This window comes from Hydrogenophaga sp. PBL-H3 (assembly GCF_010104355.1).
GTDB lineage: Bacteria > Pseudomonadota > Gammaproteobacteria > Burkholderiales > Burkholderiaceae_C > Hydrogenophaga.
In genome coordinates this window covers 855,783-873,260 of record NZ_CP044972.1, presented here as the reverse complement: position 1 = coordinate 873,260, position 17,478 = coordinate 855,783, and the positions used below count along the sequence as shown (strand labels likewise).

Annotated in this window: 22 protein-coding genes; 7 read left to right on the top strand and 15 right to left on the bottom strand. The window is 66.5% G+C overall.

The genetic code is table 11. From position 1 onward, the window contains the following. The first annotated feature begins 69 nt into the window (after positions 1-69). The 3 genes from F9Z44_RS04180 (at position 70) to F9Z44_RS04170 (ending at position 1,757) form a co-directional block, all read left to right on the top strand. Entirely contained in the window at positions 70-807 is a 738-nt protein-coding gene (locus F9Z44_RS04180; RefSeq protein WP_159603854.1) for a ComF family protein, read from the top strand. Between the two features lie 11 nt (positions 808-818). Continuing rightward, positions 819-1,292, top strand: a complete 474-nt coding sequence (trmL, locus tag F9Z44_RS04175; RefSeq protein WP_159603852.1) for a tRNA (uridine(34)/cytosine(34)/5-carboxymethylaminomethyluridine(34)-2'-O)-methyltransferase TrmL — start codon at positions 819-821, stop codon at positions 1,290-1,292. A gap of 141 nt (positions 1,293-1,433) precedes the next feature. Continuing rightward, positions 1,434-1,757 (top strand): hypothetical protein, encoded by a 324-nt coding sequence (locus F9Z44_RS04170; RefSeq protein WP_159603850.1) that lies wholly within the window; start codon positions 1,434-1,436, stop codon positions 1,755-1,757. A 9-nt stretch (positions 1,758-1,766) separates the two neighbouring features. On the opposite strand, the gene F9Z44_RS04165 is transcribed toward F9Z44_RS04170, so the two are convergent. From F9Z44_RS04165 to F9Z44_RS04125, 9 genes are all read right to left on the bottom strand, one after another. Continuing rightward, entirely contained in the window at positions 1,767-2,222 is a 456-nt protein-coding gene (locus tag F9Z44_RS04165) for a MaoC family dehydratase (RefSeq protein ID WP_159603848.1), read from the bottom strand. Positions 2,223-2,283: 61 nt separating this feature from the next. Beyond that, positions 2,284-2,901 (bottom strand): ParA family protein, encoded by a 618-nt coding sequence (locus tag F9Z44_RS04160; RefSeq protein WP_159603846.1) that lies wholly within the window; start codon positions 2,899-2,901, stop codon positions 2,284-2,286. 60 nt (positions 2,902-2,961) lie between these two features. Further along, positions 2,962-3,717 carry a sulfite exporter TauE/SafE family protein gene (locus F9Z44_RS04155; RefSeq protein WP_159603844.1) on the bottom strand — a complete coding sequence of 252 codons (756 nt, stop codon included), beginning with the start codon at positions 3,715-3,717 and terminating at the stop codon, positions 2,962-2,964. Positions 3,718-3,789: 72 nt separating this feature from the next. After that, complete coding sequence (locus tag F9Z44_RS04150; RefSeq protein ID WP_159603842.1) at positions 3,790-4,089, bottom strand: Dabb family protein; 300 nt, start codon at positions 4,087-4,089, stop codon at positions 3,790-3,792. 5 nt (positions 4,090-4,094) lie between these two features. After that, positions 4,095-4,400, bottom strand: coding sequence for a YciI family protein (locus tag F9Z44_RS04145; RefSeq protein ID WP_159603840.1), 306 nt, complete (start codon positions 4,398-4,400; stop codon positions 4,095-4,097). A gap of 9 nt (positions 4,401-4,409) precedes the next feature. Further along, complete coding sequence (locus F9Z44_RS04140) at positions 4,410-5,729, bottom strand: TRAP transporter large permease (RefSeq protein ID WP_159603838.1); 1,320 nt, start codon at positions 5,727-5,729, stop codon at positions 4,410-4,412. Then, a complete protein-coding gene (locus F9Z44_RS04135; RefSeq protein WP_159603836.1) occupies positions 5,726-6,280 on the bottom strand; it encodes a TRAP transporter small permease subunit in 555 nt (184 codons plus the stop codon). The genes F9Z44_RS04140 and F9Z44_RS04135 overlap by 4 nt, the downstream gene beginning before the upstream one ends. A 1-nt stretch (position 6,281) precedes the next feature. After that, positions 6,282-7,373, bottom strand: coding sequence for a C4-dicarboxylate TRAP transporter substrate-binding protein (locus tag F9Z44_RS04130; RefSeq protein ID WP_159603834.1), 1,092 nt, complete (start codon positions 7,371-7,373; stop codon positions 6,282-6,284). A 36-nt stretch (positions 7,374-7,409) separates the two neighbouring features. Further along, positions 7,410-8,240, bottom strand: coding sequence for an intradiol ring-cleavage dioxygenase (locus F9Z44_RS04125; protein WP_159603832.1), 831 nt, complete (start codon positions 8,238-8,240; stop codon positions 7,410-7,412). Between the two features lie 126 nt (positions 8,241-8,366). Here F9Z44_RS04125 and F9Z44_RS04120 point away from each other — a divergent pair, with 126 nt between their 5' ends. Further along, positions 8,367-9,296, top strand: coding sequence for a LysR family transcriptional regulator (locus F9Z44_RS04120; protein WP_159603830.1), 930 nt, complete (start codon positions 8,367-8,369; stop codon positions 9,294-9,296). Positions 9,297-9,312: 16 nt separating this feature from the next. Here F9Z44_RS04120 and F9Z44_RS04115 read toward each other — a convergent pair whose 3' ends face one another. The 5 genes from F9Z44_RS04115 to F9Z44_RS04095 all read right to left on the bottom strand — a co-directional run bounded on the left by F9Z44_RS04115 (position 9,313) and on the right by F9Z44_RS04095 (position 13,931). Beyond that, complete coding sequence (locus F9Z44_RS04115; protein WP_159603827.1) at positions 9,313-10,371, bottom strand: maleylacetate reductase; 1,059 nt, start codon at positions 10,369-10,371, stop codon at positions 9,313-9,315. Next, a complete protein-coding gene (locus F9Z44_RS04110; RefSeq protein WP_159603825.1) occupies positions 10,368-11,237 on the bottom strand; it encodes an NAD(P)-dependent oxidoreductase in 870 nt (289 codons plus the stop codon). Before F9Z44_RS04110 ends, F9Z44_RS04115 begins: the two co-directional genes overlap by 4 nt. A gap of 129 nt (positions 11,238-11,366) precedes the next feature. Continuing rightward, the gene (pcaF, locus tag F9Z44_RS04105; protein ID WP_159603823.1) at positions 11,367-12,569 is read right to left on the bottom strand and encodes a 3-oxoadipyl-CoA thiolase; all 1,203 of its coding nucleotides are present in this window, start codon (positions 12,567-12,569) and stop codon (positions 11,367-11,369) included. Positions 12,570-12,591: 22 nt separating this feature from the next. Next, positions 12,592-13,233 (bottom strand): 3-oxoacid CoA-transferase subunit B, encoded by a 642-nt coding sequence (locus F9Z44_RS04100; RefSeq protein WP_159603821.1) that lies wholly within the window; start codon positions 13,231-13,233, stop codon positions 12,592-12,594. Further along, positions 13,230-13,931, bottom strand: a complete 702-nt coding sequence (locus F9Z44_RS04095) for a 3-oxoacid CoA-transferase subunit A (RefSeq protein WP_159603819.1) — start codon at positions 13,929-13,931, stop codon at positions 13,230-13,232. The genes F9Z44_RS04100 and F9Z44_RS04095 overlap by 4 nt, the downstream gene beginning before the upstream one ends. Positions 13,932-14,034: 103 nt before the next feature. On the opposite strand from F9Z44_RS04095, the gene F9Z44_RS04090 reads away from it, so the two are divergent. From F9Z44_RS04090 to F9Z44_RS04080, 3 genes are read left to right on the top strand one after another with little or no spacing between them, the layout of a single operon-like run. Next, positions 14,035-14,832, top strand: a complete 798-nt coding sequence (locus F9Z44_RS04090; protein ID WP_159603817.1) for an IclR family transcriptional regulator domain-containing protein — start codon at positions 14,035-14,037, stop codon at positions 14,830-14,832. Further along, positions 14,829-15,479: a trimeric intracellular cation channel family protein gene (locus tag F9Z44_RS04085; RefSeq protein WP_236574247.1), complete on the top strand. Its 651-nt coding sequence runs from the start codon at positions 14,829-14,831 to the stop codon at positions 15,477-15,479. Before F9Z44_RS04090 ends, F9Z44_RS04085 begins: the two co-directional genes overlap by 4 nt. Positions 15,480-15,505: 26 nt before the next feature. After that, positions 15,506-15,940, top strand: a complete 435-nt coding sequence (locus F9Z44_RS04080) for a DUF1841 family protein (protein ID WP_159603815.1) — start codon at positions 15,506-15,508, stop codon at positions 15,938-15,940. 89 nt (positions 15,941-16,029) lie between these two features. On the opposite strand, the gene ltrA is transcribed toward F9Z44_RS04080, so the two are convergent. Further along, on the bottom strand, positions 16,030-17,415 hold the full coding sequence (gene ltrA, locus F9Z44_RS04075; protein WP_159603813.1) for a group II intron reverse transcriptase/maturase: 1,386 nt from the start codon (positions 17,413-17,415) through the stop codon (positions 16,030-16,032). Positions 17,416-17,478: the final 63 nt, after the last annotated feature.

The window sequence follows — 17,478 nt, the reverse complement described above, 5'->3', positions numbered from 1 at the left end:
GTGTTCAAGGGAGTGAAGCGGGGGTCGGCCCCAGGGGTATCGGCGGGAGCGCGTCAGTATATTGGTCCGATGCTCGCCGCCCGACACGCCTTCGTGGAGTCCCTGCCCGCCACCTGTCAGGTCTGCGCCGCCTGGCCGGCCCAACCCGTGTGCGAGGCCTGCTTGAGGCGTTTTTCTCCACCCCGGGCCCGTTGCAGGGCGTGCGCCGCCGTGCTGTCGGACGACCTGGATTTGTGCGGCGCCTGCCTGACCCGCCCCGATGCATCCGCCGTGGCGCAGTGCGTGGCCGCGGTGGACTACGCCTATCCGTGGGACGGCCTGATCGCCCGCTTCAAGTTCCGTTCGGAACCGGGGTGGGCGAAACCCTTCGCCCAGCGCCTTTTGCAGACACCCGCAACCCTGCAACTGCTGCAAACCCGCCCGTTGATGGTGCCCATACCCTTGACGGCGGCGCGGTTGGGCGAGCGCGGCTACAACCAGGCTTGGGAACTGGTGAAGGCGCTGCGCGCCGAATGCCGTCGGCACCCACCGACCCTGCCCTGCGACACCCTGGCCACGGCTCTCGTGCGCCTGGGCGAGACGCCCGACCAGCACAGCCTCGGCCGTGAGGCGCGCTTGCGAAATCTGCGCGGTGTGTTCGCGGCCCACCCCTCACACATCCCTCGGCTGGTGGGCCGACATGTGCTGCTGGTGGACGATGTGACCACCACCGGCGCCACCCTGCAGACGGCCGCGCAGGCCCTGCTGCACGCCGGGGCCGATCGGGTCAGCGCCCTGGTGTTCGCACGCACGCCGCCGAGCCGGTAAGCTCTGCGGCCATGTTCAACATCGTTCTCGTCAGCCCCGAAATCCCGCCAAACACCGGCAACGTGATCCGCCTCAGCGCCAACACCGGCTGCGCTTTGCACCTGATCGAGCCGCTGGGCTTTTCCATGGACGACAAGCACATGAAGCGCGCCGGGCTCGACTACCACGAGTACGCCAGCCTGCACCGGCATGCCGACTGGGCCACCTTCCTGCGCCACCAGCAGCCCGACCCGAGCCGCCTGTTCGCCTTCACCACGCGCGGCAGCCACAACGCCTTCGACAACCGCTTCCAGCCCGGCGACTGGCTGGTCTTTGGCTCCGAGACCAGCGGCCTGCCGGCATCGCTGCGCGACTCGATCCCCACGCCCCAGCGCCTGCGCCTGCCCATGCTGGCGGGCCAGCGCAGTCTGAACCTGTCCAATTCGGTGGCGGTGGTGGTGTTCGAGGCCTGGCGACAACAGGCGTTCGCAGGCGCGGTTTCGTGACGGAGGTCACGCCACAGACGCCCAAGGGTCCGCCCATGGCGCGCCACAAGTCCGATAATTTCTCATGCACATCTGCATCTGCACACCAGCCGCTTCGGCCCTGACCTGTTCCCCGGCAGCGCCGTTCGACTGGAGAACCGCATGATCACTTCGATTGCCCGCTGGTTGGGCATGGGCACGGCACCCCGCAAGCGCAGCGCGCACAAAGCAACGCTCAAGGACCTGGCCAGCATTCGCAACCACCTGCTGCGCGCCATCGAGGATTGCATCGACCAGCAGGCCCTGCGCCTGCGCGTGAAGATCGAGTCGGCCCGCACCCCGCAAGAGCTGTGGATGCTGCGCAACGATGCCTTTCAACTCATCTCGCAACAGCACGACCAGTCGGTGGCGGCCGAGCGCATCAACGCGCTGATCCAGTTCTTTGAAGGCTGGCTTGAACCCAAGCAGCTCGTGCGGATCAAGTAGGTCCCGGTTTCAGGGATAGCGCCGGACCAGCGATTCGGCAAAACACACCGGTTTGTCCGCGCCCTCGCGCTCCACCACCACGCCCCAGGTCATTTGCTGGCCGCCGTGCTCAATGGCCTCGCAGGCCTGCAGCGTCAGGCGGGCGCGCACGCGGCTGCCCACCGGCACGGGGGAGGTGAAGCGCACGCGGTTGAGGCCGTAGTTCACGCCCATGCTGGAGCCTTTGATGTCCAGTGCCGATTCAAAAAACACCGGCAACAAGGACAGCGTGAGGAAGCCATGTGCAATCGGCGCGCCGAACGGCCCCGCCTTGGCGCGCTCCACATCGACGTGGATCCACTGGTGGTCGCCGGTGGCCTCGGCAAAACGGTTGACCTGCTCCTGGGTGATGCTGACCCAGTCGCTCAAGGCCACTTCCTGGCCCACGCAGGCCGCCACGTCGGCCAGGGATTCAAATGTCTTCATGCGGCTCACTGTACGGCCGCAGAGCGCCAGGACATGTCGGCACCGGGACAGCGTGAGGTGCTCAGGCGTCCAGCCACTGGCAGATGGCCTGCCACTGCTGCAGGTCTTTGTCCACCCGCCCGGGCGCCACGTCGAACAGCGTGAGCCCACGCGCCGCGAGGTGGATGTAGTTCTGCGTGTCGCGCAGCGTGCCCAGCACTGGCAGACCCAGGCTGGCCACGAACTCGTTGAGCTTGTCGGACGATATGGTGCGCGGGTCGACCCGCATGCCGACGATGCCGATCTGCAGTTTGTCGGCCCGGCGGGTTTCGGCCAGTTCGTCCAGAAAGGCCCGCGTGGCATAGATGTCGAAGATGCTGGGCTGCAGCGGCACCAGCACCTTGTCGGCGATCTTGAGCACATCCTTGAAGCGCCAGCCGTGCAGGCCGGCGGGCGTGTCCAGCACCACATGGGTGGTGTCCCTGGGTGGACGGGCAATCAGCTCGTGCGACACCTCCCAGCTCTGGATCGGGCGCGCGGCCGGTGGGCGCAACTTGAGCCACAGGGCCGACGACTGCTGGCGATCGACGTCACCCAGCATCACCGGGTGGCCCTGGCTGGCAAAGTAGCCGGCGACGTTGGTCGACAGCGTGGATTTGCCCACGCCGCCTTTGGGATTGGCAACCACCACGATCGGCATCTGGAGCTCCTTGGGAAGGAAACGGCCCGCACGGCCGGGGCTGGAACAGTGACGCCTATGTTATGCGAGCGCGTCCCACACCAGTTTGCAACCCGTGAGGAACATGCCGGTGTAGACCAGCCGGTAAAACAGCTGCGGCTTGATGCGGTGCGCAATGCGCACGCCCACCCACACGCCGATGGGTGCAAAAGGCAGCAGCGCCAGCGAGGTCGTCATGTTGCGCAGGTCGAGCAGTCCCAGCCACGCGTAGGGAATCCACTTGGCCAGGTTGATGAAGAAAAAGAAAAAGGCCAGCGTACCGGTGAACAGCAGGGGCGACAGGCGCAGCGGAATCACGTAGGCGTTGAGCGGCGGCCCGCCTGCGTGGGCAATGAAGCTGGTGAAACCCGAGGTGACTGTGAGCAAGGCGCCCACCCATTTGGGCGGTGGCGCGCTGTCGGGTTTGGGCGGGAACACCAGGCGCTGCGCCAGAAAGAGCAGTGTGAACACGCCCACGATGCCGGCCACCACGCGCGCGTCCAGCAACTTGAACAACAGCGCGCCCACCACAATGCCCGCCAGGCCGAAGGGCAGCAGGAACATCAGCAGGCGCCGGTCCACGTTCTTGCGGAAGGCAGCCATGCCCAGCAAGTCCATGAGCAGCAGCACCGGCATCAGGATGGCGGCGGCTTGCGGCACGGTGACCGCCAGCGCCATCATGGGCACGGCCAGTGAACCGAAGCCGGCGCCAAAGCCGCTCTTGCTCACACCAAGCAGCAGCACGGCCGGAATCGCCACGGCGTAGAAAACCGGATCGGTGATGAGGGACAAGGCCACGGGCAGCAGACAAAAGAAGAGCCCGCATTCAGGTGCGGGCTCGTTGGGGTGAATCGATTATCGGCGCGTGCGTCAGGCCATGTAGTCCACCTGGTGACGCGCCACGCGCAGGCCTTCGATGTCCCGGCGCACCCGCAGGTGCTCGGGGTGCACGGCGTAGGCATCCAGCGCGGCCTGCGACTCGAACTCGGAATACAGCACCACGTCGCAGGCGTAGTCGACACCGCTGCGGTCCACCCCGATCTCGAGGTGGAGCAGGCCGGGGATCTTGCCGCGCAGGGTCTCGAAGGCGGCGCGCACACGCTCGATCGATGCTGCCTTGCCCTCCTCAAGCCCGCCCTGGATGTTCCACATGACGATGTGTTTGACCATGGTGTTCAGGCTACTGGCGGGAAGCCGGCCTGTTGTGGCCAGAGGTTCACGAACGCGTGAACCGAGACGCTGCCGTACAGCCCCGCCTTCGTGAATGGCTCCTCGGCCAGCCACGCGTGGGCCGCGTCACGCGAAGGGAAATCGATCACCAGCAGGCTGCCCAGCATGGTGGCTCCGTCGTCGTGCACGAACGGGCCGGCAAACGCGATGCGATCGGCCACCGCCGCGAGATACGCCTTGTGCGGCGGGCGCACGGCGGTTCGCAGCGCAGCGGCGTCGGGCTTGTCGATGAGGATGAAGGTGAACAGCATGGGACGGTCTCAGAGGTAAGCCAGCCAGGTCGACAAGCTGGGGAAAGCAGCGAGGATGGCGAGCACGACAACCATCATCAGCACGAAGGGAAAGCTGCCGGCAAAGATGTCGCGCACGGTGATGCGTGGGTCGTTCAGCGCCGATTTCACGGTATAGACCGACACACCGAAAGGCGGCGTCAATAGGCCGATTTCCACCGCCACCACGGTGATGACACCGAACCACACCACGTCCATGCCAAAAGCGCGCGCAATCGGCAGCACGATCGGCAACATGATCAGCATGATGGACACCGAGTCGATGATGCAGCCCAGCGCGATCACGATCAGCACGTACATGAACAGAAAGCCCCACGGGCCCAGACCCATGTGGGTGATGCCCTCGGTCACGGCTGAGGGCATGCCAGTGAGCGCGAGCATGCGGCTGTACAGCATGGCCGCGATGATGAGGAAGAGCACCGAGACCGACACAAAACCGGTCTCCACCAACACCTGCCACAGCTTGCGCCAGGTGAGGCGGCCGCGCACCAGCGCAATCACCAGCGCGCCCGCAGCCCCCACGGCACCCGCCTCGGTGGGCGTGAAGAAGCCCGCGTACAACCCGCCGAGCACCAGCGTGATGAGCAGCAGGATGGGCACGAACTTGATGGCGGCCGACAACGGTGTTTCTTCGATGCCCGCGCCCACGCCGGCCAGCGCTTCGGGGGTGCCCACCTTGTGCGGCACCAGCCAGGCCATGCCCACGATCAGCACGCAAAAACCCAGCGCCAGCAAGGCCCCGGGAATGATGCCGGCGATGAACATGCGGCCAATGGATTCTTCGGCCAGCACGCCGTAGATGATCATGAGCAGGCTGGGCGGAATGAGCATGCCCAGCACCGAAGAACCAGCCACCACACCCACCGAGAAACGCGGCGTGTAGCCGTGGCGGATCATCTCGGGCACCGCGACCTTGGTGAACACCGAAGCCGACGCGATCGAGATGCCGGTGATGGCGGCGAACACCGCGTTGGCCGCTACCGTGGCCAGGCCAAGGCCACCACGGATGCGCCGCAAGAGCCACTGGAACACGTCAAATGTGTCTCGCCCAACGCCCGACACACTCACCAGCATGCCCATGAGCACGAAGAGCGGAATGACGCCAAAGAGATAGTCGCGGATCGCGTCGTTGGCCGAGGCGGCGACAAAACGCGCCGCCACCTCGGGGCTCTTGATGAGCCACACGCTGACGAACGAGGTGGCGATCAGGGCGATACCGATGTGCATGCCGAAATAGATGCCGGCCAGCATGCAGACGATGGCGGCGATGCCGATGTGCAGTTCGGTCATGCGTGCTCTCCGGCTTCGCGCCAGTCTTGTACCGCCAGCAAGGCGTATTGAATGGCGGCCAGCACCGCACCACCCAGCACCACCAGCCGCATGGGCCAGGTGGGGAAGGTGAAGATGCCTTCGATGCCCAGAAACTCTTCGTTGCCCCAGGCGCGGCTGAGCAGCGGCCAGGTGGCGTACGCGATGACACCGCAGGCAAAGATGCCCACCACCGAGAACACCGCGCGCAGTCGCTTGCCGGCGCGCGGGCGTTTGAGGATGTAGGGGTCGATGAACAGGTCGGCCCGGCTCATGCGGCCATGGCGCAGGGTGGCCGGCAGCTGCAGGAACACGATCACCACGATGGACGTGGCCACCAGCTCGGCCACACCGTCGATGGGGTGGTTGAGCAGGTTGCGCATCAGCACGTCCACCACCATCAGCACCATCACCAGGCCAATGACGACCGATCCAAAGGCGTTGAGGCTGTCGATCAAGCGCCCGAAGGGACTGGTGGGCGCGCCCGATGGCGGCGGCCCAGCCTCCAGGTCGGTGTTGGCTTCGTAGCTCATGTCAGAGTTCTTTGTCCCAGTCGCGGGCGGGCTTCACGCCCCGTTTGCGCAGCGAATCCATGTAGGTCTTCACGATCTCTTTCGCCGGCCCCTTGGAAGCATTGGTCTTGGCCCACTCGGCCGCCAGGTTGGGCATGGTCTTGACCCACTTGTCGCGCTCGCCCGAGCTCATGTTGGTGATGCGCACCGACGGCGTCTGTTTGGCGCCGTTGGTTTCCATGGTCTTGAGCGCGGTCTCGTAGCGCTGCATCAGCGTGGCGCCCAGCGCCTTCGAGTACTCCTTGCCCACGTCCTTCACGATCTGCTGCACCTCGGGCGGCAGGCCGGCGTAGCTGTCCTTGTTCATGGCCATGCCGCCGATGTAGAGCGCTCCGATGTTCACCGTGGTGATGTAGGGCGCCACTTCGTAGATCTTGTTGGGCAGGATGCCGGTGGCGATCGAGATCGTGCCCTCGCTCACCCCCGTCTGGATGTCGGTGTAGTAGCTGGTGAGCGAGCCGTCCACCGGCACCGCGCCCGAACCCTTGAGCCACAGGCCGATGCTGCCCGGCGCGCTGATCTTGCGGCCCTTGAGGTCGGCGTAAGTGGCGATCGGGTTCTTGGTGAACAGGTGGTAGGTGTCCACGCCGGTGGCGCCCAGGAACACCATGTTGTTCTTCTCCCATTCCTTCTGAAGCGCGGGCACCTTCTCGTTCATCTCGTTGGCCACGTCCAGGATGATGCGCACGTCGTCGGTGGTGAACGGGGTCACGGTGCCGAACTGCGACAGCGGCATCTTGGCGGCTTCGAGGTTGTGGAACACCCAACCGATGTCGGTGATGCCCTGCTCCACGCTGGTGAGCGTGGCGTTCATCTTGTAGAGCTGGCCACCGTAGGCTTCGCGCCACTCGATCTTGTAGCCCTTGTTCAGCGCGGCCACGCGCTTGTTGACCTCGGGCACGAACAGCGAGCTCATCAAACCGACCCAGGGCAGCGTGGTCGGGTGGCTCGACGCGATGGTGAGCTTGAAGGTCTGCTGCGCGTGGGCGGTGCCCAGGCCGGCGGCGGTGAGGGCGGCCACCAGCGTGGTGGTGAGGAAGGCGCGTTTCATCATGGTCTTGTCTCCTTGTTGCAGGGCGGTGGCGAAAGCTCAGCGGGCGGGGTCTAGAACGAAATCAAACTCGACGAGATAGGTGCCGTCCGCTTGTGGCAGCCAATCGGCAATGAGCGATTCGCGCACGCCGAACACCGCGTCGGAATCGAGGTACTGGTCGCCGTTGCGAAACACGTGGGTGATCAGCGTCTGGTAGCCAGGCGCCTGAATGAGGAAGTGCAGGTGGGCCGGACGCCAGGGGTGGCGTTTGGTGGCCTTGAGCATGTCGCCCACCGGGCCGTCGTCGGGGATCGGGTAGGCCTCGGCCAGGATCGATGTGAAGCGGTAGCGGCCCTGCGCGTCGGCCTGCAACACACCACGCGCCTGGGCACCATCGCAGTCGGCGCGCTGCACGTCGTACAGGCCCTCGGCGTCGGCCTGCCAGACCTCGATGTGCGCCTGCGGCACCGGAGATCCGTCCAGCCCCCGCACCGTGCCGCGCACCTCGCAAGGCGTTCCCCTGGCGCCCTGAGCCACGTCGCCACCCAGTTCGATGTGCGGCGCGCCTTCCACATGGAACGGGCCGAACACCGTGGCCTCGGTGCAACCGGGCGGCTTGTCGTTGTTCATCGCCACGGTGAGCATCGACAGGCCCAGCGTGTCGGACAGCAGGATGAACTCCTGGCGCTTGTCGTCGCACATCTGGCCGGTGGCGGTGAGGAATTCGATGCCCTGCATCCACTCGGCTTCTGTCAGCTTCACCTCGCGCGCAAACGCGTGCAGGTGCTGCACCAGGCTGGTCATGATTTCTTTGAGGCGCGGATCGGGTGTCTGCGCAAAGCGCGCGATCACGGCTTGCGTGATGTTGTACTGGTCGAGGTTTCGCACAGCCTGTCTCCTACTGGTTCTTCCTGCGGGGTTTTCTCTGTAGGACGCACTGTAGAAGCTGCGCACAATGCCACCTAGTGCGGCGCTGCAAATGACTTTTCCGCGCGCTGCAAATACGGGGTGAACATGGATCGCTGGACCGAGATGGAGTTGTTTGTGCACGTCGCCGAGAGCGGCAGCCTGAGCCGTGCGGCGGAGCTGATGGACATGTCCAACGCCAGCGCCAGCCGCCAGCTGGCCGCGCTCGAAGAGCGCCTGGGCGTGCGCCTGGTGGAGCGCAACACGCGCCGCCTCTACCTCACCGACACGGGCCAGGAATTCTTTCAACGTGCCCGCAGCATCCTGGCCGACCTGCGCGATGCCGAATCCACCGTGAACGCCGCCGCGCTCAACCCCACTGGCACGCTGCGCATCAGCGCCTCGCTGTCGTTTTCGCTGCACCACATTGCGCCGCTGCTGCGCGAATACACCGAGCGTTACCCCAACGTGACCGTGCACGTGGAAGCCGCCAACCGCTACCTCGACATCATCGACAACAACATCGACGTGGCGATCCGCAACCGCGAGGTGGAGCCCGACAGCAACATCACCATCCGCCGCCTGGCCGAAACCCGCCGTGTGCTCACCGCCTCACCGCGGTACCTGGCCAAACACGGGTTCCCCAAAACGCTGGACGAGCTGCAGCGCCACCACCTGCTGATCTACGTGCACGCCAACAACCCCTACGAACTGCGCTTCACGCGCGGTGAAGAGAGCCAGACGGTGGCGGTGAAGGCCCTGCTCGAATCCAACGACGGCCAGATCCTGCGCGCCGCCGCGCTCGACGGCCTGGGCATCCTGGTGCAGCCGAGCTACATCGTGTACGACGACATCGTGGCCGGTCGCCTGGTGCCCGTGCTCGACGACTGGGACCTGCCCCGCATCACCGTGAACCTGGCCTACCCCAGCCGCAAACACCTGAGCGCCAAGGTCCGCACCTTCATCGACTTCATGGCCGAGCACTTCGTGAAGATGGGCTACGAGCGCAAGTGGACGGGGCGGTTCACGGTGTATTGATGGACACCGGCTCCGATCAACCGGGTCGCCGCCCCTCAAACGCATCCTGCAACAACCGCCGAATCGCCCCCGCCTCCAGCGCCCGAGGGTTCGGGTATTGGTTGCTCATCGCAATCTCGCAGGCCCGGTCCAGATCGGCCTCTTTCATGCCGATGTCCTTGAGCGCCACCGGCGCGCCGTTGTCCCGCGCCAAGTCGAACACCGCTTGCGCGGCGCTGGTGCCGCCAAGTGCCGAGGCGATGCGGGCCATGGCCTCGGGCGCGGCGGCAGCGTTGTAGGCCAGTGCGTGGGGCAGCACGATGGTGTGGGTTTCGGCGTGCGGCAGGTTGAAGCTGCCGCCCAGCGTGTGGCAGAGCTTGTGGTGCAGGGCCATGCCCACGGTGCCGAGCACGGTGCCGCAGAGCCAGGCGCCGTAGAGCGCATCGGACCGTGCCGTCACATCCGACGGGTTGGCCTTGATCACCGGCAGCGCGCGGCCCAGGGCGGCGATGCCTTCTTGTGCCATGAGGCTGATGACGGGGTTGGCGTCCACCGCGTACAGACCTTCGGCCGCGTGCGCAATGGCATTGATACCGCTGGTCACGCTCAGGCCCACGGGCAGGCCCAGGCTGAGTTCGGGGTCGTAGATCACGGTGCGCGGCAGCACGCGGATGTCTTTGCCGGTCTTCTTCAACCCGGCTTCGGTGATGCCGTAGATCGGCGTCATCTCGGAGCCGGCGTAGGTGGTCGGTATGGCCAGGATGGGCAGGCCCGAGTCGAGCGCGATGGCCTTGCCCAGGCCGGTGGTGGAGCCGCCCCCGATGGCCACGGCACAGTCGGCGCCGAGCTGACGCGCCACCTCGCGCGCTTCGCGCGCGGTCTCGATGGGCACGTGCATCACGGCGCGGTCAAACACGCCCGCCGCGCGATCACCGAGCAAGGCCACCACGCGTTCGGCCATGCCGCGCTGCTCGGGCGTGCACAGCACCAGCGCGCGGTGCGCGCCCATGGCTTCGATCTCACGCGGCAGCTGGGCCAGCGAGCCGGCGCCGAACACCACGCGCGAAGGCAGGCTCTGGTAGGTGAAGCGTTTCATGTTGAGAGCCCTGCACTGCGTTCCACCGCCTTGATGATGGCGGCGTAGTCGGCATCCGCATCGCCGTGGGCGCGCGCGGCGTCCATGAGCTGGCGTGTCAGGGCGGTTTGCGGCAGCGGCACCTGGTGGTCACTCCCCGCGCCCAGGATGAGGTCGAGGTCCTTGACCATCTGGTTCACGGTGAAGGTGGCTGAAAAATCGCGCTCCGAGAGCTGCGCCGCTTTCGCCTTGACGATGGGTGAGGCCACGGCGCTCGCACCCATCACGCGCCACATGTCGTGCCAGTCGAGCCCGCCCTTGCGGCCCAGCGTGAGCGCCTCGCCCAGCATCGCGCTGGTCTGCGCAATCATGAGGTTGATCACCAGTTTCATCAGGCGCGCCTGCTCGGCCTCGCCCAGGTAGAACTGGTTCGGACCCCAGCGCTGCAGCAGCGGCAACACACGGTCGTAGGTGGTGCGCGGGCCTGAAGCCAGCACGGTGAGCTGCGCGGCTTCGGCCATCTTGTTGTTGCCCGAGACGGTGGTGCGAACGCATTCGATGCCCGCTGCTTCGCCGATCTGCGCGGCCTGCGCGGACGCTGTGAGCGACACGGTGCTGGTGTCGACCCAGAACGTACCCGGCTTGGCGTGGGTCGCCACCTGCTCGGCCACCTTGAGCAGGGCCGCATCGTGCGGCAATGAAGAAAACACGCCATCGGCCTGCCGCAGGGCCTGCGCGGCGTCGGGTGCGACGGTGAGCCCCTGCTCGGTGGCGAGCGAACAGCGCGCTACATCAAAGTCGCTCACGCTGACGTCGGCGCTGCTGGCGCGCAAGTGCAGGGCCATGGGCAGGCCCATCTTGCCCACGCCGATGAAGTGCAATCGCATGTGTTGTCTCCTGGTGGCCGGCGGCGTGCGAACGTGCACGCCCCAGCGCCCCAGGCAGTGTCGCGGCCCTTCCGCGCCACTTCAAGCAGCGCCGCGCAAATCAGTTTTGCGCGCGCTGGAAAACGCGCGTCAGACCCGCTCGATCACCAGCGCAATTCCCTGCCCCACGCCGATGCACATGGTGCACAGCGCGTAGCGCCCGCCCGTGGCGTGCAGGCGGTTCACCGCCGTGGTGGCCAGGCGCGCGCCACTGGCGCCCAGCGGGTGGCCCAGCGCAATGGCGCCGCCCCAGGCGTTCACGCGCTCGTCGTCGTCTTGCAGGCCCAGCATGCGCAGCACGGCCAGGCCTTGCGCGGCGAACGCTTCGTTGAGCTCGATCACGTCCATCTGCGCCAGCGACAGGCCGGTGAGCGCCAGCACCTTCTGCGTGGCCGGTGCCGGGCCGATGCCCATGATGCGCGGGGCCACGCCCACGGTGGCCATGCCGACCACGCGGGCGCGCGGCGTCAGGCCGTTTTTCTTCGCGCTGGCTTCATCGGCCAGCAGCAGGGCGCAGGCGCCGTCGTTCACGCCGCTGGCGTTGCCGGCGGTCACGCTGCCGTCGGGGCGCACCACGCCCTTGAGCTTGGCGAGCGACTCCATCGTGGTGGCGCGCGGGTGTTCGTCGTGCTCCACCACGATCGCGTCGCCCTTCTTCTGGGGAATCGTCACGGCCACGATCTCGCGCGCGAGATGCCCGGCTTTCTGCGCGGCCACGGCCTTGGTCTGGCTGGCCAGGGCCATGCGGTCCTGCGCTTCGCGCTCGATCTTGAATTCGGTCGCGACGTTTTCGGCGGTTTCGGGCATGGAGTCCACGCCGTACTTTTCCTTCATGAGCTTGTTGACGAAGCGCCAGCCGATGGTGGTGTCGTACACCGCGTTGTTGCGGCCAAAGGCGCTTTCGGCCTTGGGCATCACGAAGGGCGCGCGGCTCATGCTCTCCACACCGCCGGCGATCATGAGGCCGGCTTCGCCCGAGCGGATGGCGCGCGCTGCCGTGCCCAGGGCATCGAGGCCCGAGCCACACAGGCGGTTGATGGTGGCGCCGGGCACCTCCAGCGGCAGGCCGGCGAGCAGGCTGGCCATGTGGGCCACGTTGCGGTTGTCTTCGCCGGCCTGGTTGGCGCAGCCGAAGATCACGTCGGTGATGCTGGCCCAGTCCACGCCCGGGTTGCGCTGCATCAGCGCGCGCAAGGGGATGGCGCCGAGGTCGTCGGTGCGCACGCTGGAGAGCGCGCCGCCGTAGCGGCCGATGGGGGTGCGGATGGCGTCGCAGATGAAAGCTTGGGTCATGAAGGTCTCCGGTGTTGCGGGGTCAGGCGGCGATGGGCAGGCCCACCAGGCGTTCGAGTTCGGCGTGCTCCAGGCCATCGACCTTGTCGATGAGCCTCAGGCCTTGCGGCGTGCACGCGAGTGTGGCGAGATCGGTGTAGATGCGTTTCACGCAGGCGACACCGGTGAGCGGGTAGGTGCAGGTGGGCACCACCTTGCTGCGGCCTTGTTTGTCGAGCAGGTCCATCATCACCCAGGTCTGCTTGGCACCCACGGCCAGGTCCATCGCGCCGCCCACGGCCGGAATGGCGCCCGGCTCGCCGGTGCTCCAGTTGGCCAGATCGCCGGTGGCCGAGACCTGGAACGCGCCGAGCACGCAGATGTCGAGGTGGCCGCCGCGCATCATGCCGAAGCTGTCGGCGTGGTGAAAGTACGCGCCGCCGGGCAGCAGCGTCACGGGTTGTTTGCCGGCGTTGATGAGGTCGTAGTCTTCTTCACCGGCAGCCGGCGCCGGGCCCATGCCCAAAATGCCGTTTTCGCTGTGCAAGACCACCTCGATGCCTGGGGCCAGGTGGTTGGCCACCTGCGTGGGCATGCCGATGCCCAGGTTCACATAGGCACCGTCGTGGATGTCGCGCGCCACGCGCTGCGCAAGTTCGGCCTTGCTGCGTTTCTGATAATTCATACAGACCCTTTGAAACCGCCGGCCTGCGTGGCCACGCGGTCGATGCGAACGATTTTTCCGACGTGGATGCCGGGCGTGACGATGGCTTCGGGGTCGAGCTCACCGAGTTCAGCAATGTGGTGCACGGTGGCAATGGTGTGGCGCGCGGCCATGGCCATCACCGGCCCGAAGTTGCGCGCGGCCTTGCGGTAGGTGAGGTTGCCCCAGCGGTCACCGCGCTCGGCCTTGATGAGCGCCACGTCGCCAGGCAGCGGCGACTCGAAGACGTAATGGCGGCCATTGATCTCGCGCGTTTCCTTGCCCTCGGCCAGCGCCGTGCCAAAGCCGGTGGGCGTGAAGAAGCCGCCGATGCCGGCACCGGCGGCGCGCAGCCGTTCGGCCAGGTTGCCCTGGGGCACCAGTTCCAGCTCGATCTTGCCGGCGCGGTAAAGGCCGTCGAACACGTGGCTGTCGGCCTGGCGCGGGAAGCTGCAGACGATCTTGCGCACGCGCCCGGCGGCCAGCAACGCAGCGAGACCCGTGTCGCCATTGCCGGCGTTGTTGTTCACCACGGTGAGCTCGCGCGCTCCATGCTCGATCAGGCCGTCGATCAGCTCGGTGGGAATGCCCGAGGTGCCGAAACCACCGATGAGCACGGTGTGCCCGTCCTGCACCACCGACAGGGCGTCGGCAATCGACGGGGAAATCTTGTTGATCACGTGGTCTCCAGTTCGAATCGAATGCAGCTTCTTGAAAATTTGTTCGTACAAAGAACAAATGTTCGCAGAATGAATTATAAACAGGCTGTTCAAAAAAGCGCCCATGCCCGCCACATCCACCGCCCCGCCCCGCCCCGGCGACAGCTACGTGCAGTCGTTCGCGCGCGGGCTCGAAGTCATCCGCAGCTTCAGCGCACTGGCGCCGCGCCAGACGCTGAGCGAAGTCGCTGCGCGCAGCGGCCTCACACGCGCCGGAGCCCGCCGCATCCTGCTCACGCTGCAGGCGTTGGGCTATGTGGAGAGCGATGGCCGCGACTTCCGCCTCACCGCCCGAATCCTCGACCTTGGTTTTGCCTACCTCTCGTCCATGCCGATCTGGAACCTCGCCGAGCCGGTGGTCGAGGCGCTGGTCGAATCGGTCAAGGAATCCAGCTCGGCCGCCGTGCTGGACGGCACCGACATCGTCTATGTGATGCGCGTGCCCACGCACAAGATCATGAAAAACTCGCTGGGCATCGGCTCGCGCCTGCCGGCTTACTGCACCTCCATGGGCCGCATGCTGCTTGCCGGCCTGAGCGACGACGAGGTGCGCGCGCGCCTGGACGCGTCCGACCTCAAACCACTGACCCGCCACACGCTCACCGACCCGGCCGCGCTGCTCACCCGCGTGCAGCAAGTGCGCAAGCAGGGCTGGTGCCTGGTCAACCAGGAACTCGAAGAAGGCCTGATCTCCCTGGCCGCTCCGCTGGTGGACGGCAGCGGGCGCACGGTGGCCGCACTGAACCTGAGCGGCCAGGCCAACCGCACCAGCGCCCGCGTGGTGCAGGACACCCTGCTCCCGCCGCTGCTGGAGGCCGCCCGCCAGATCTCCACCCTGCTGGCGGTGAAAGGCGGCGCGTGAACACGCCCCTGAACAACGTGGCGCTTTGGGGCGAAGGACTGCGCCTGCTGGTCGAGATCAGCGCCACCGCGGCCTTTGCGCTGTCGGGCGTGATGGAGGGCGCGCGCAAGAAGCTCGACGCGGTGGGCGTGTGCGTGGTCGGTTTCCTGGCGGCCTTTGGCGGCGGCACGCTGCGCGACCTGCTGCTGGACCAGCGGCCGTTCTTCTGGGTGCGGCACGTGGAGCTGCTGTGGGGTGTGTTCGCGCTGTGCGTGCTGGCCATGCTGTTCCTGCGCTCGCGCCACTTTGCGCTCACCGCGCGCGCCATGCAGTGGCCCGACGCGCTCGGCCTGGGCCTGTTTGCCGCCACCGGCGTGCACCAGGCGCTGCTGCTGGACATGCCCGCGCTGGTGGCCGTGCTCATGGGGCTCATCACCGGCGTGTGCGGTGGCGTGCTGCGCGACGTGGTGTGCAACGAGATCCCTTCCGCCTTCCACGATCACCGGCCGTATGCGGTGTGCGCGTTCGCCGGCAGCTGGGTCTACGTGGGCCTGTGGCACCTGCAGGCGCCGGGCTGGCTGGCACTGCTGGCCTGCGTGGTGGTAACGGCCGGGTTGCGCGGTCTGGCCCTGTGGCGCAACTGGCAACTGCCCACCTGGCGGCTTTGATCCCTGCGCTGCGGGACAATCACGCCATGTTCAATCCGACCCAAGCCGATGTGCGCCGCTTCTTCTGCGCGGTGCACGCCAAGACGCTGCAGCAGCAGCCCATGGAAGCCATCGAAACGCTGGCCAGCCAGTGGATCGCCGAGCACCCCGAGTACCACGCCGAGCTGAGCGACGTGGACGCCGCGCTCTCCCGCATCGGTGAGCCCGGCACCGACCGCGACAACCCGTTTCTGCACCTGTCCATGCACCTGTCGATCAGCGAGCAGTGCAGCATTGACCAGCCCCCCGGCATCCGCCAGGCGGTGGAGCTGCTCACCGCGCGCCGCGACGATCTGCACGCCGCCCACCACGAGGTGATGGAGTGCCTGGGCACCATGCTCTGGGAAAGCCAGCGCGCCGGGCGGCCACCCGATGGGCAGGCCTACATCGACCAGGTGCGCCGGCGCGCGACACAGGACTGAAATCGGCATAGGGGGCCTCCATATTCGGAGGCACCCCTGCCACACCACCCGGCGTGCGGGTCCGCACCGGGCGGTTCGAGAGCTTGAGGTCAGGACAGCCTTGGCATTCCCAATCGGTCGAAGTACGCAATGGTGAGTACGGTCTTGAGCAGCCGGTCACTGTTGCGCCACCAGCGGCGGCTGTTGCCAGCCACTTGTAGCGCCACGTTTTCCCTCGCCCCAAGCGCCTTGAGCTCCCGGTAGATCGGCCGCGGCCGCTTCCAGTGCTTGAGCTGGATGGCCCGCAGCCGGTGGCGCAGCCACTCATCCAGCTCTCGCCAGACTTTGGGCGTTTGCGCCATCTCGAAGTACGCCTTCCAGCCCAGCAGATAGGGCCGCAACTTCTCCACCACCTCGCCCATGCTGCGCCCGCCCGAGCGGCGTGTGAGCTGCCGCACCCGGGCCTTGAAGGTCTCCAGTGCCTTCTTTGCGACTGCACATTTGACTTCTCCTCCCTTGCTCACCCACAACGCATACCCCAGGAACTTGCGCCCGAAGGCGCTGGCCACCGCGCTCTTGGCTTCGTTGATCTGAAGCCTCAAACCGGTGTACAGCTCCCGGAGATAGGCCATCACCCGCTCCCCGGCTCGTCTGCTGCCCACGTAGACGTTGCAGTCGTCGGCGTAGCGCGCAAAGCTGTAGCCCAGGGCCTCCAGCGCCTTGTCCACATCGTCAAGCAGCACGTTGGCCAGCAGTGGCGAGAGGGGCCCACCTTGCGGCGTGCCCAGGTGGCGATCAACCACCACCCCGCCATCCATGATCCCAGCGTTCAGATAGGCCCGAACCAGCCGGATCACTCCAGCATCGTCGATGCGCTTTCTCACTCGATCGATCAGGATGTCGTGGTTGACCCGGTCGAAGAACTTCGTCAGGTCCACGTCCACCACCACGCGCTTGCCCGTTTGCACGTACGCCCGCGCGGCCTTGACCGCATCGTGCGCCCGCCTGCCCGGACGAAACCCATGGCTGTGATCGCTGAAGGTGGGGTCGATCAGGGGTTGCAGCACTTGCAGCAGTGCCTGCTGGATCAGTCGGTCCAGCACCGTGGGGATGCCCAGCTCGCGCTGGCTTCCATCCGGCTTGGGAATCATCACCTTGCGTACCGGGCTGGGCCGGTAGTGCCCTGCCAGCAGCTCTTGGCGGATGTCGGGCCAGTGCTGGCGGATCAGCTGGGCGGTTTGCTCGATGTCGAGCCCGTCCCCCCCGGCGGCACCCTTGTTGGCCCTGACCCGCTTCCAGGCGGCTTGCAGGTTCTGTCTCGTCAGCGCCACTTCCAGCAGGCCACCAGTGCCCGCCTTCGGCTGTGCCGACCCTGTGTGCGGGTGCTCAAGGAGCGGGCCGCAGGCTTCGTCGCTGATGAGATCGCGCACGGCTTCACCGTACGCTACGCCCACCCGCCCGGATCGCTCCAGCATCTGACGCATGGCCTTTGACATCTCCTTGTCCTCGCTCACTCACTCTCGTTCGGTCCTTCGCTCTTGCCTTCTGGCCTCATCGGC